Below are 12,383 nucleotides of genomic sequence, written 5' to 3'. Positions count from 1 at the left end.
TCACTGCTGCGGCGGCGCAGCCGAGGTTGTCAATTCGAGGGTTGCAAGCTCGAGAAATAGGCTGCCCACGCAATGCTCTCGCCGAACGCGCAGAGTTGCTGGGGGCCGATGCTGTGGATATCGGGGCGCGCGAAGATCGCCTTCAACTCGTCGATGTAGCGTGAATAGGCGAACGCGATCTTTGCGCGCTGCCGCTCAGGCGCACTGAGTTGACGCACCATGCGCAGGTGCTCGGCCATCGCCTCGCAGCGTTCGAGTTCCTGGCCGGGCGCGCCATACGCGGCCAGCTTCCTCTGCAAGTCGTAATCGGCTTCCGCGACAGCCTGGCGGATTTCCACCGGGTTCCAGGCCGCTTCCAGTTTGTCGTACAGGTTCCGGTACGACGACATGAATGCCTCCTGAAGCGATGCCGCAGCGGTCGGCGAGCCGGCGGGAACAGTCATGTCGGCGGACGCAGGCGCCGTTTCGGCGCCCGCTCGCGGTTCTGTCATGTCCGGGGATTTTTCCGGCGCGCTCTGTCTGGTCCGCGCTTTACCCATTCCACCCTCTTCGTCGGTCACGGTTTTATCTCCTCATTTAAAAGCGATATATCGCTTCGGGCTTATTTATAATCCCGGCCGGAGATTATTGCAATTCGCTGATTGGCATAAAAATCCGCTTCGCATGGAGAGAAATGCGCGCGCTATGGAATTAACATAAAATCGCTATCTTATGCTGGAAAGGTTTTATGCCGGTTTTAACAGGCATTGCGAATCCGGCTTTGCATTTCTCATATCGATTTGTGGGTTGCGTAATTCGCTGTTTAGGTATAACACTAATTGGCACCCGCAAACCAGCGCCGGGCGGCGCATGGACGATACACGAAGCATGTCGCTGGAAGGCGCCGGTCGTTGGCCCTGAATCCGTTACATGCCGCGGCGTTCAAGGCCAATAGTATTGGCGCATAGAATGACGAGAAAAATCTTAACGGTTTAGAAACATTTTAAGAACGAATGTCCTGCTTCCTGAAATGACACGTCAATCGATTGAGAATGCATCGATGGGGATAATATTTAAATGATCGAGCGGTGAAATTTACATTACGGATTTGTGAATCGCCGCGCTGACAGCTCACCTTTTTTGGGGTTATCGCATGTTCGTCGACAGACCAAGCGAACTGATGGTCGGGGATGTCTTTATTCGTCTGCGCGGCATCGTCCGACATGAACCGGTGCATCTGAAGATCGAAGGCTTCAGCTCCGGTGGATCGATCAAGACCAAGACTGCGCGGCATATGCTCGACCAGTTCGAGGCGCGCGCGCCGGCGCGGAGCAATCAGCGGATCATCGAGAGCTCGTCGGGAAATCTCGGCCTCGCGCTCAGCATGATTGCCGCCGAACGCGGGTATCGCTTCATCTGCGTGAGCGATCCGAACCTGTCGCCGCAGACGCACAAGCTGATGCTCGCGTTCGGCGCCGAAGTCGTCATCGTGGACAGGCAGGACCAGAACGGCGGCTTTCTCGGCACCCGCATCGCGTATATCCAGCAGCGGCTGGAAGAAGATGCGGGGCTGGTTTGGCTCAACCAGTACACGAGTCCCGACAACCCGGGCGCGCATATGCGTTTCACCGGCCCGGAAATCTTCAACGCCTTTCGCCATGTCGACTTCCTGTTTGTCGGTGCGGGCACGACCGGCACGCTGGGCGGCGTGTCGAGGTACGCCCGGCAGCATTCGCCGGGCACGACGATCATTGCCGTCGATTCCGTCGGGTCGGTCACGTTCGGTGCGCCGTCGGGGCGACGGTTTATCCCGGGCCTTGGAACCAGCAGCCGTCCGCCGATTGCCGAGGACGTCACGATGGACGCACTCGAGATGATCGACGAAGCGGACAGCATCCTGATGTGCCGCCGCCTTGCTGCGCAAGGTCTGCTCGTCGGCGGCTCGACCGGCACTGTACTGGCGGCCGCGGCCCGGTGGGAGGGGCGCATATCGGCCGGGGCGGTCGTCGTCGCGATTTCCCCGGACCTCGGCGACCGCTATGTCGACACCATTTACGACAACGCGTGGGTCGACGCCCGTTTCGAGGGTTTGCTCGATGGTTGCGGGTCGGCGGCCGCGGCCGCGTCGCCATTCTGGGAGCGGCGCCATGGCTGATGTCGTCGTGTCACAGGCCGATGCGGCCGCGCTGGGTGTCGATGCCGTTGCGGACCTGTTCGCGTTCGGGATCATTCCCGGCGACGTGGTGTCCGACATCGTCACGTCGTCGTTTGCGGCGTTGGTCGAGATCGTCCGAGACGCTTATCTTGCGCACGCGGACGGCGTCGCGCACAACCCGCCGAGTACTTTCCTGCGCTTCGCGGACCGGCCGCGAGACCGCATCATCGCGCTTCCCGCCGACCTGGGCGCCGGTATCGGGTTGGCCGGCATCAAGTGGATCGCCAGTTGGCCGGAGAACGTGGAATACGGGCTCCCGCGCGCGTCGGCGCTGCTCGTGCTGAATCGCCGCGAGACCGGCTATCCGTTGTGCCTGATGGAGGCGTCGATCATCAGTGCGGCGCGCACGGCGGCATCGGCGGTGCTCGGGCTCAGGCATCTGGGGGAGGGACGGCTGCCGTCGCGACCGAAGCTCGGGTTCGTCGGCTGTGGCGTGATCGCGCGCAACATTCTCGACATGATCGTCGCGTGCGGTTTCGAGCCCGCAACGGTTTGCGCCTACGATCTCGCGCCGGAGGATGCCCGGCGCATGCTCGAGCGTGCCGGGCCGTCGGCCGCGCCCGAGCCGGCCGGCTCGGTCGAGGAGATCGTGCGTGGCAGCGACGCGATTGTCTTCGCGACGACCGCGGCGCGTCCGTATGTCATGGAGCCGCACTGGTTCGAGCATGCCCCGGTGGTGCTCAACATTTCGCTGCGAGACCTTGCACCCGAGGTGATCCTCGCGGCCGACAACGTGGTCGACGACGTCGATCATTGTCTGCAGGCCGATACGTCGCCGCATCTCGCCGAGCAGCAGTCGGGGCATCGCCGCTTCATTACCGGAACGATAGCCGGCGCGGTACGCGGCGAACTCAGTTTCAACGCGGAACGGCCGGTCGTGTATTCGCCTTTCGGCATGGGAATTCTCGATCTCGCCGTTGGACGTTTTGTCGACGGTGAGGCGCGCCGTTCCGGTCGAATCATTCAGATTCCTAACTTCTTCGCTGAGAAAACGCGTTGGTGAGATCGTGCGTGTTTTGTACGCGCAGGCCGTCATTGGCGGTTGCCACTGCGGCAAGCCGTATTCGATGAGGTTCCCACCTCCGTGCCTTATCTAGCCGCGCGTCTTTTGATGCGTGCGGCTGCGGCATGCCCTTCGCGCATGCCGCAGCCGATCCGACCTTGCGCGCGATTCATGTCGAGGCGCCGTGCCCACTGGCCTCGGGCTGCTTGTCGCAAACGATCGCATGAACGATGCACGCCGATACGTATCTGCCGGGCAACCGCGCGAGCACACGATCGATATCGCAGCCAATCTCAAGGCGATGGCTTGTGTGGAGTCGGCAGAAGGTCGATTGAGCGCTTCTGAGGTGCGGAACCGACCGACGAAGCCGATGCTGGCAGGCGATATACGGGTTTTCCCGTACGGGAGCCCGGCAAGGCTATAAAGGCTTGCAAGTGGTAATCGCACGCGCAAACGCAGACGGCGTGGTCTGCGCCTCAATTCACCATAACCTTTTGTTTTCGTGCTGATTTTTTGGCTGTATCGATGTTCGGCACGCACCCGAAAGGGCCAACATCAAGCGGACAAAGTTCAAAGTTGAGTGAATCTCGACGGGCGTTGTCACGCTTCTTGAATTTGTCACTGCCCCTCCATATAATTAGCACTCGTCGCACTCGAGTGCTAACAAATTTCTCCGGCTGGGCTCTCCGGCCGGGTTTTCCTCAGCGTTCTTCAGTCTCAACCCAAGAGAGGAGTATGTATGAACCTTCGTCCTTTGCATGATCGCGTGATCGTCAAGCGTCTTGATCAGGAAACCAAGACCGCTTCGGGCATCGTGATCCCCGACGCCGCAGCGGAAAAGCCGGATCAAGGCGAGATTCTCGCAGTCGGCCCGGGTAAGCGTGACGACAAGGGCAGCCTGATCGTGCTCGACGTGAAAGTGGGCGATCGCGTCCTGTTCGGCAAGTACGCCGGCCAGACCGTCAAGGTCGACGGTCAGGAACTGCTGGTGATGCGCGAAGAAGACATCATGGCTGTGGTGAACAAGTAAGTTCACGTCCCAGTTCATTCAAAAGCATTCAAGGAGTTAGAAGATGGCAGCTAAAGACGTCGTATTCGGCGATTCCGCTCGCGCGAAGATGGTCGAGGGCGTGAACATTCTCGCCAACGCAGTGAAGGTCACGCTCGGTCCGAAGGGCCGCAATGTCGTGCTCGAGCGCAGCTTCGGCGGCCCGACGGTCACCAAGGACGGTGTGTCGGTCGCGAAGGAAATCGAGCTGAAGGACAAGCTCCAGAACATGGGCGCGCAAATGGTCAAGGAAGTCGCTTCCAAGACCAGCGACAACGCCGGCGACGGCACGACCACGGCGACCGTGCTCGCCCAGTCGATCGTCCGCGAAGGCATGAAGTACGTCGCATCGGGCATGAACCCGATGGACCTGAAGCGCGGTATCGACAAGGCAGTCGGCGCAGCCATCGAAGAACTGCGCAAGATCAGCAAGCCGTGCACGACGAACAAGGAAATCGCGCAAGTCGGCTCGATCTCGGCGAACAGCGACACGTCGATCGGCGAGCGCATCGCTGAAGCGATGGACAAGGTCGGCAAGGAAGGCGTGATCACCGTCGAAGACGGCAAGTCGCTGCAAGACGAACTCGACGTCGTCGAAGGCATGCAGTTCGACCGCGGCTATCTGTCGCCGTACTTCATCAACAATCCGGACAAGCAGGTCGCCGTTCTGGAAAACCCGTTCGTGCTGCTGCACGACAAGAAGGTGTCGAACATTCGCGATCTGCTGCCGGTGCTCGAGCAAGTCGCGAAGGCTGGCCGTCCGCTGCTGATCATCGCTGAAGACGTCGAAGGCGAAGCGCTCGCTACGCTCGTCGTCAACAACATCCGCGGCATCCTGAAGACGGTTGCCGTGAAGGCCCCGGGCTTCGGCGACCGTCGCAAGGCGATGCTGGAAGACATCGCGATCCTGACCGGCGGTCAGGTGATCGCGGAAGAAACCGGCCTGTCGCTCGAAAAGGCCACGCTGCAAGAGCTGGGTCAAGCCAAGCGTATCGAAGTGGGCAAGGAAAACACGACGATTATCGACGGCGCTGGCGAAGGCGCAAGCATCGAAGCGCGCGTGAAGCAGGTGCGCACGCAGATCGAAGAAGCGACGTCGGACTACGACCGTGAAAAGCTGCAGGAACGCGTGGCAAAGCTGGCCGGCGGCGTGGCGGTGATCAAGGTCGGCGCTGCGACCGAAGTCGAAATGAAGGAAAAGAAGGCACGTGTCGAAGACGCACTGCACGCTACGCGCGCAGCCGTTGAAGAAGGCATCGTGGCGGGCGGCGGTGTTGCGCTGATCCGCGCGCGTGCTGCGATCTCGGGCGTGAAGGGCGACAACGCCGATCAGGACGCCGGCATCAAGATCGTGCTGCGTGCGATGGAAGAGCCGCTGCGCCAGATCGTCGCGAACGGCGGCGAAGAAGCGAGCGTCGTGGTGGCGGCGGTGGCTGGCGGCAAGGGCAACTACGGCTACAACGCGGCGACCGGCGAGTATGTCGACATGGTCGAAGCAGGCGTGGTCGATCCGACCAAGGTGACGCGCACCGCGCTGCAAAATGCAGCTTCGGTCGCAGGCCTGCTGCTGACGACGGACGCAGCCGTGTGCGAACTGCCGAAGGAAGACGCACCGATGCCGGGCGGCATGCCGGGCGGTATGGGCGGCATGGGCATGGACATGTAATTCGGCGTCAAGCCGGAACGCATGTGAGGAACGCGCTGCGAGGCGCGTTCCTCAAGAAAAAACCCGCAGCGTGAGTTTTTCACGTTGCGGGTTTTTTTATGCGAGCGCGCTTCGCGTGTTGTTGGTCGGTGGATCGGTGGGGCAACGGGTCGTGGATCAGTGACTCATCGAGCGCGGCGTGTGAACATGCGAGGCCGCGCTCTCGCGCCCCGGCGCGTTCAGTGCCGCGCTTCTCCGGGCGGCGGTGCATCGCCTTTGGCGCCCGCCGCGGGCGTTTCTTCATCGTTGTCGCGCGCCCAGAAAAAGCGGTCCGGCAGATACGCACCCATGCCAGGCCGAAACGCGTTCTGTACCGCCTGAAACAGATATTCCTGCGCTTCGCGCACCGCTTCCGCTGGCTCCTGGCCGTTCGCGAGCAACGCGGCAATCGCCGCGCCGAGTGTATCGGTTATGCCGGTTACGCGATGCGTGCCGCGATCCCACAAGTCCTGACGCAACTGGCCGTCCTCGCAGAAAAGCGTGTTGACGAGCCGATGCGTGCCGGTTTCCATCGACAGGATGTATTCGCATCCCTGCGACAGCAAATGCGACACCGCCGCGTCGAGCGTCGGCGCTTCCGCATCGCCGTCCGGCTGCGCGAGCGCGAGCAGCGTCGCGTGATCGGCGACGAGCAGCGTGGTTTGCGGCGCCAGCAGGTCGGCAATTGCCTCGCGCAGTTCGTCGGCGGCAAGCACGTGCTCGTCATCGAGCGTGAAGTCCGGCGCGAGGATCAGCGGGATATCGTCGTAGTCGGCGACCACTTCCGCAATTGCGCTCACCACTTCGGCACGCGCGGCTGCGCCGACCTTGAATGCGGCGATCGGCATGTCTTCCAGCAGCATGCGCGCTTGGGTCGCGACGACTTCCGGGTCCAGCGCGGTGACTTCGTCGCAATTGGCCGAGTCGCGCACGGTGTAACCGGTCAGGACCGTGACGCCATGACAGCCCATGCTGGCCAGCGTCATCAGGTCGGCTTGCAGGCCGGAGCCGCCGGTGGGGTCGGAAAGGCCGAAAGTGAGGACGATCGGAGGGGTGTCGCTGGGCATGAAAAGTGGGTGGGTAAGTGAAGCAACGTGTGAACGCAAATGCGCGAGGCGCCGTCTTCGCCGCCAGTTGCACTGCGACGCGTATGGCCGACTCAATTATGCGGCTTTATCCTGCGGCGGGGCGGTTTTTCGCACCGGGCCGCGGCTGCGCCGGAATGACGCGATGCGGCAGCGCATAACGCACGCGCCTTACGCTAGGCATGCGGGCGGCAAAACGGTACCATCATGGCTCCCGTTTCAACGGACTTTTCGACGCGTAAAAGAATGGAATATAGAAGCTGGATGTGCCTGATCTGCGGCTGGATTTATGACGAAGAAGCCGGCCTGCCGGACGAAGGAATCGCGCCGGGCACGCGCTGGGAGGACGTGCCGATTAACTGGACCTGCCCCGAGTGCGGGGCGCGCAAGGAAGACTTCGAAATGGTCCAGATCTGACCGGTCTGACGGTTGTTATCGCGGGTTGGTTGTCGCGAAGTCAAGCATCGTCGCGCGCATGCCGGGTGCCGGCTCACGCAAATGGACGTCAATGCTGCGGCGTGTAGCAAGCCACAGCAAGCACGCCCGCTGCAACCCGTGCATCGGCGCCGTGCCCGGTCCAGCATCGGTTTCGGTCTGTCGGCGTTCCCGCACACGTGCCCAATGACACCTTCATCGACACCTTCGTCCGCGCCCGGTAACACCCTCGAAGCCTTGCCCAATCCCCGCGGCGGTGCCGTGCGTGCGGCGGAAAGCGCGCTCGCCGACGCGATATCGGCACATGACGAACACCGCGACGCCGCGTTGCCCGTGTTGCATGCCGCGCATGCGCTTCGCGAAGCGGGATGGCGTGCCGCGCATCGATTTGCGGACGCGCTGGTATTGGCTTCGCCGCTCGCCACCGATGCCGCGGACACTTCGGTCGCCACGGTCGCCGCTCATGCGTCCGGCGCGCGCGCCGCGGACAATCCGGTGCGCACCGCATTCGGTGCCGCGCTGCGCGCGTTCGCCGCGGCGCTCGGCCGGCGCAACCTGCAGGAACTGGCCTGTTCGCCGTCTCTTTATGCGCACTTTCGTGCGCTTTCGGCGCTGATTGCGCAACACACGCCCGGCTTCACCGTCGCGTTCGAAGATCTTGCGCTCGCGGGCAGGCCGGTTCCGCCCGCGACGCTGCATGCGCATTCCGCGCAACGGCTTGCGCATATTCGCGCCCGCTACGAGGAAGCGTTGCTACCGGTTTTGCGGGCGCAGGATACGGCCGAAGGCGCGATGTCGGTGGCAACGCTCGTCGTCAAGGCTGCGCTCGATGAACTCGAGGCGTGCATCGCGCAACTCGCCGGTTCGGATCCGTACGATTTCTGGCGGCTCGCGGCCGGTTGCGCCCGCGCGCTGCGCGTGAGCGGTCACTTATCCGCAGACCCCGATGCACGGCGCTTTTTCGCGCGGTGCAACCTCGCGCTAGCCGACCAGGCGCGCGGCATCCAGTTCGCGCCGCGCTCGCTGGTGCGCGCGACACTGGCGCTGCTGTGGCGCGACTACGCGCTGTTCGGTGCGGCGGCGGAAGACACCGAACCGGTCGAACTGCTGCGCGACTATGGTCTGACGGTGGTCTGGCACGTGGCGGGCACGGCGGCGTCGGAGGCTTTGTGGGAGGCGGAGGCCGCGGAGTCGGCCGCGGGCGGTTCCGGCGCGGTGCATCCCCGCGCGGAAGGTCTGAATGCAAACCACGCTGGGCAAAGCCCGACGAGTGCGGCGCATGTCGGGGCGGGCATTGGCGCTGACACCCGCCAACCGGACGACGGCCAAACAGACGATAGCCAATCGAACGACGGCCAATCGAACGACGGCCAATCGAACGACGGTCAACTGGACAAAAACCAGCCGGACGACCGCCAGAATACCCAAACCGCCCCGCCCGCCACTCCCCGGGCCCAACCCTCCGCCGCCCGGCCGGCGCCGACCCGCGACCTGGGCGTGCTCACCGTCCATGCAAACGCCTACGAAGATTTTCTTCAGACCGCGGATGCCTCGATTGCCGCCCTCTCGGAACACGCTCGCGCTGCCGATAACCCGCACAAGGCCGACGCGAGCGCGGCGCTGCAAGCGGGCGATGCCGCGTACCGGCTCGGTGCATCCGCGTGCGCGCTTGGGCTCGGCCATGTCGCGCTGCTCTCCGATGCGCTCGGTCTCGCGTGGCGGCGGCGCGCGCATGCGGGCGCCGTGCTGCCTGCTGGACGGCACGTGACGATCGAAGCGCCGGATGCGGCGGCGCTCGAGCAAGCCGCACTCGCGTTGCGCGCGATGTTGCACCAGATCGCGGCGGGTATTGCGCCGCCGCAATCGGGCAGTGCGCTCGCTACGCTGACGCGCGCGATCGAACTGGGCGGCGCCGCTGTGTGAAGCACCACGCACAATGCATTCGCCACCGGGCGGATGCGCCGTCGGCGACCCGTAAGTGCGTGTTAGAGTGCAGCTATGATTCGCCGTCCGTGGGGTGCGGCCCAAACGTTGCGCGACGCATGACGCGCAATGCACATGCGGTCTGCAGTTCCACTCGTCTTTGCTAGAATTTGACCTATGTCCATGAGTTCCGATCGCATCAATCTCACCAACCAGTTCCTGATCGCCATGCCGAACATGGCGGATCCGACCTTTTCAGGAACGGTGGTCTATCTTTGCGATCACAGCGAGCGCGGCGCACTCGGCCTTGTCATCAACCGGCCGACCGATATCGATCTGGAAGCGCTCTTCAATCGCATCGATCTGAAGCTCGAAATCGAACCCCTGTTGCATGTACCCGTCTATTTCGGCGGCCCGGTGCAAACCGAGCGCGGCTTCGTGCTGCATGACGCCGGGCAGGGCAGCGCTTACACGTCGTCGATGCAGGTGCCGGGCGGCCTCGAGATGACCACGTCGAAAGATGTGCTCGAGGCGGTCGCGAACGGCAAGGGCCCGGAGCGCTTCCTGCTGACGCTTGGCCATGCGGGCTGGGGCGCGGGCCAGCTCGAGGAAGAAATCTCGAAGAACGGCTGGCTCACGGTCGAGGCCGACCCGAAGATCGTTTTCGACGTACCTGCCGAAGGCCGTTTCGAAGCGGCACTCGCGCTGCTCGGCGTATCGCTGTCGATGCTTTCGGGCGAAGCAGGCCACGCATGAGTGGTGCGGCCGAACGTGAAGCGACGCTGCTTGCGTTCGACTATGGCGAAAAACGCATCGGCGTCGCCGTCGGCAATTCCCTGACGAAAAGTGCACGGCCGCTCGTGGTCGTGCAGAATCGCAACCGCGAGTACCGCTTTGCCGAACTCGGCCGGTTGATCGGCGAGTGGAAGCCGGACGCGCTCGTGGTCGGCTTGCCGATGCATCCGGACGGAACCCCGCATGCGATGACGCAACAGGCCAGGCGCTTTGGCAATCAGCTGAACGGCCGTTTCAACCTGCCGGTGACCTGGGTCGACGAGCGCTACTCGTCGGTCGAAGCCGAAGCCTCGATGCGCAACGGCTCCGCGCGTACGGATCTGCTCGACGCCGAAGCGGCCTGCATCATCCTCCAGCAGTACTTCGAAGAAACCGAACTACGCAGATGAGCCAGACCCTCAGTTCCCTTGACGCGGAAGCGCTTTATCGCACGGTGCTCGAAGCGATTCGCGCGGCCTATGGCGACGCGCTCGGCCATCCGGGCGAGCCCGGCGGCGCGGTGCTCGCCGGCATTTACAGCGGCGGTGTATGGCTTGCCGAGCGTCTCGCGCGCGATCTGAACGTGGCGCGGTTCGGCGTCGTCAACGTTGCGCTGCATCGCGACGACTATGCGAAGAAGGGCCTGCATTCGCAGGCGAGTCCGACGTCGCTGCCATTCGATGTCGGCAACCAGCGCATCGTGCTGGTCGACGATGTGCTGTACACCGGCCGCACGGTGCGCGCGGCGCTCAACGAACTGTACGATTACGGCCGGCCCGCATCGGTGGAACTCGCGGTGCTGGTGGACCGCGGCGGACGCGAGCTGCCGTTCGCGGCGCGCTTCGTCGGCGCGGTCGTCGAGGTGCCCGCCGATGCGACGCTGGTGCTCGCGCGCCATGGAGAGCCCGGCGAACAGCACTTCACGTTTCACACTGAAGCGCGGGCAGATTGAAGCCTGTGCGCAACCCGCTGCGAAACGTGTCGCCGGATGCGACCGATGCGGGACCCATGCCGCGCGATCTGCCACGTCGCGAAGTAGATGACTCGCCACAAGCCTCACGGCGCGCGCCGCGCCACGCCGCACGCGCCGCGCACTCGCGAGCGCCGCGTACCGCGTCTTTGCCGCGTCACGTTTGATTCAGGACCACGATGAACAAGCCCAACCCGGTCACCCAGGACACCACCCAGCGCGCCGCCGAGGCGCGGCATTTTCGTTACGGTTTCCTGAAGGGTAATCCGCAGCTCACGAAAAACGGCGAGCTCAAACATCTGCTGACGATCGAAGGCCTGCCGCGCGCGATCGTCAATCACATTCTCGACACGGCCGAGCAGTTCGTCAGCGTGACGGATCGCGAGGTGAAGAAGGTGCCGCTGTTGCGCGGCAAGTCGGTGTTCAACCTGTTCTTCGAAAACTCGACGCGCACGCGCACCACGTTCGAGATTGCCGCGAAGCGGCTCTCGGCGGACGTGATCAACCTGAACATCAACGCGTCATCGACCAGCAAGGGCGAGTCGCTGCTCGATACGATCAACAACCTGTCCGCGATGCATGCGGATATGTTCGTCGTGCGCCATGCGTCGAGCGGTGCGCCGTATCTGATCGCCGAGCACTGCGCGCCGCACGTGCATGTGATCAACGCGGGCGACGGGCGCCACGCGCACCCGACGCAGGGCCTGCTCGACATGTACACGATTCGCCATTACAAGCGCGATTTCACGAACCTGCGCGTGGCGATCGTCGGCGACATTCTGCATTCACGCGTCGCGCGCTCGGACATTCATGCGCTGACCACGCTCGGCGTGCCCGAAGTGCGCGCGATCGGTCCGCGCACGCTGTTGCCGGGCGGGCTCGAGCAGATGGGCGTGCGGGTGTTCCACAACCTCGACGAAGGATTGCAGGATGTCGACGTGATCATCATGCTGCGTCTGCAGAACGAGCGGATGAGCGGCGCGCTGCTGCCTTCCGCGCAGGAGTATTTCAAGAGCTGGGGACTCACGCCCGAGCGGCTCGCGCTCGCGAAGCCCGACGCGATCGTGATGCACCCGGGGCCGATGAACCGTGGCGTTGAAATCGATTCGCAGGTCGCGGACGGTCCGCAGTCGGTCATTCTCAATCAGGTGACGTTCGGCATCGCGGTACGCATGGCGGTGATGGGCATCGTCGCGGGGAATAACGATTAACTGCGACGACTGATGCGCACGCAACGATCGGATACGACGTGCCGGCGGCGCATACG

At 63.4% G+C, this 12,383-nt stretch carries 12 protein-coding genes; 10 read left to right on the top strand and 2 right to left on the bottom strand.

The window, feature by feature from the left end; translation table 11 throughout:
• Positions 1 to 29: 29 nt before the first annotated feature.
• Complete coding sequence (locus tag HV675_RS16470; RefSeq protein WP_175111990.1) at positions 30 to 560, bottom strand: hypothetical protein; 531 nt, start codon at positions 558 to 560, stop codon at positions 30 to 32.
• A gap of 572 nt (positions 561 to 1,132) precedes the next feature.
• Here HV675_RS16470 and sbnA point away from each other — a divergent pair.
• The 4 genes from sbnA (at position 1,133) to groL (ending at position 5,911) form a co-directional block, all read left to right on the top strand.
• Positions 1,133 to 2,134 (top strand): 2,3-diaminopropionate biosynthesis protein SbnA, encoded by a 1,002-nt coding sequence (gene sbnA, locus HV675_RS16465; protein ID WP_175111989.1) that lies wholly within the window; start codon positions 1,133 to 1,135, stop codon positions 2,132 to 2,134.
• The gene (sbnB, locus tag HV675_RS16460; protein WP_175111988.1) at positions 2,127 to 3,197 is read left to right on the top strand and encodes a 2,3-diaminopropionate biosynthesis protein SbnB; all 1,071 of its coding nucleotides are present in this window, start codon (positions 2,127 to 2,129) and stop codon (positions 3,195 to 3,197) included. Before sbnA ends, sbnB begins: the two co-directional genes overlap by 8 nt.
• Before the next feature lie 739 nt (positions 3,198 to 3,936).
• Positions 3,937 to 4,227: a co-chaperone GroES gene (groES, locus tag HV675_RS16455; RefSeq protein WP_175111987.1), complete on the top strand. Its 291-nt coding sequence runs from the start codon at positions 3,937 to 3,939 to the stop codon at positions 4,225 to 4,227.
• Positions 4,228 to 4,270: 43 nt separating this feature from the next.
• The gene (gene groL, locus HV675_RS16450) at positions 4,271 to 5,911 is read left to right on the top strand and encodes a chaperonin GroEL (protein WP_175111986.1); all 1,641 of its coding nucleotides are present in this window, start codon (positions 4,271 to 4,273) and stop codon (positions 5,909 to 5,911) included.
• Between the two features lie 218 nt (positions 5,912 to 6,129).
• On the opposite strand, the gene thiD is transcribed toward groL, so the two are convergent.
• Positions 6,130 to 6,996: a bifunctional hydroxymethylpyrimidine kinase/phosphomethylpyrimidine kinase gene (gene thiD, locus HV675_RS16445; RefSeq protein ID WP_175111985.1), complete on the bottom strand. Its 867-nt coding sequence runs from the start codon at positions 6,994 to 6,996 to the stop codon at positions 6,130 to 6,132.
• 264 nt (positions 6,997 to 7,260) lie between these two features.
• Here thiD and HV675_RS16440 point away from each other — a divergent pair, with 264 nt between their 5' ends.
• From HV675_RS16440 to HV675_RS16415, 6 genes are all read left to right on the top strand, one after another.
• Positions 7,261 to 7,431 (top strand): rubredoxin, encoded by a 171-nt coding sequence (locus HV675_RS16440; protein ID WP_008342674.1) that lies wholly within the window; start codon positions 7,261 to 7,263, stop codon positions 7,429 to 7,431.
• 255 nt (positions 7,432 to 7,686) lie between these two features.
• Positions 7,687 to 9,372 carry a FimL-related protein gene (locus HV675_RS32500; RefSeq protein WP_343056792.1) on the top strand — a complete coding sequence of 562 codons (1,686 nt, stop codon included), beginning with the start codon at positions 7,687 to 7,689 and terminating at the stop codon, positions 9,370 to 9,372.
• 177 nt (positions 9,373 to 9,549) lie between these two features.
• Complete coding sequence (locus HV675_RS16430; protein ID WP_175111984.1) at positions 9,550 to 10,128, top strand: YqgE/AlgH family protein; 579 nt, start codon at positions 9,550 to 9,552, stop codon at positions 10,126 to 10,128.
• Positions 10,125 to 10,556 carry a Holliday junction resolvase RuvX gene (ruvX, locus tag HV675_RS16425; RefSeq protein ID WP_175111983.1) on the top strand — a complete coding sequence of 144 codons (432 nt, stop codon included), beginning with the start codon at positions 10,125 to 10,127 and terminating at the stop codon, positions 10,554 to 10,556. The genes HV675_RS16430 and ruvX overlap by 4 nt, the downstream gene beginning before the upstream one ends.
• Positions 10,553 to 11,098 carry a bifunctional pyr operon transcriptional regulator/uracil phosphoribosyltransferase PyrR gene (gene pyrR / locus HV675_RS16420; protein WP_175111982.1) on the top strand — a complete coding sequence of 182 codons (546 nt, stop codon included), beginning with the start codon at positions 10,553 to 10,555 and terminating at the stop codon, positions 11,096 to 11,098. Before ruvX ends, pyrR begins: the two co-directional genes overlap by 4 nt.
• A 197-nt stretch (positions 11,099 to 11,295) precedes the next feature.
• A complete protein-coding gene (locus HV675_RS16415; protein WP_175111981.1) occupies positions 11,296 to 12,327 on the top strand; it encodes an aspartate carbamoyltransferase catalytic subunit in 1,032 nt (343 codons plus the stop codon).
• The last annotated feature ends 56 nt before the right edge of the window (positions 12,328 to 12,383 follow it).

Source organism: Paraburkholderia solisilvae (assembly GCF_902859875.1).
GTDB classification, from domain to species: Bacteria; Pseudomonadota; Gammaproteobacteria; order Burkholderiales; family Burkholderiaceae; genus Paraburkholderia; species Paraburkholderia solisilvae.
Note: the sequence above shows the minus strand (reverse complement) of the source record. Positions and strands in the feature narration are given on the sequence as shown.

Excerpts from the sequence above, each read along its gene's own strand:
- ruvX (WP_175111983.1), top strand. The coding sequence starts at position 10,125 with ATGAGTGGTGCGGCCGAACGTGAAGCGACGCTGCTTGCGTTCGACTAT.
- HV675_RS16415 (WP_175111981.1), top strand. The coding sequence starts at position 11,296 with ATGAACAAGCCCAACCCGGTCACCCAGGACACCACCCAGCGCGCCGCC.
- thiD (WP_175111985.1), bottom strand. The coding sequence starts at position 6,996 with ATGCCCAGCGACACCCCTCCGATCGTCCTCACTTTCGGCCTTTCCGAC.
- groL (WP_175111986.1), top strand. The coding sequence starts at position 4,271 with ATGGCAGCTAAAGACGTCGTATTCGGCGATTCCGCTCGCGCGAAGATG.
- groES (WP_175111987.1), top strand. The coding sequence starts at position 3,937 with ATGAACCTTCGTCCTTTGCATGATCGCGTGATCGTCAAGCGTCTTGAT.
- sbnA (WP_175111989.1), top strand. The coding sequence starts at position 1,133 with ATGTTCGTCGACAGACCAAGCGAACTGATGGTCGGGGATGTCTTTATT.
- sbnB (WP_175111988.1), top strand. The coding sequence starts at position 2,127 with ATGGCTGATGTCGTCGTGTCACAGGCCGATGCGGCCGCGCTGGGTGTC.
- HV675_RS16440 (WP_008342674.1), top strand. The coding sequence starts at position 7,261 with ATGGAATATAGAAGCTGGATGTGCCTGATCTGCGGCTGGATTTATGAC.
- HV675_RS16430 (WP_175111984.1), top strand. The coding sequence starts at position 9,550 with ATGTCCATGAGTTCCGATCGCATCAATCTCACCAACCAGTTCCTGATC.
- pyrR (WP_175111982.1), top strand. The coding sequence starts at position 10,553 with ATGAGCCAGACCCTCAGTTCCCTTGACGCGGAAGCGCTTTATCGCACG.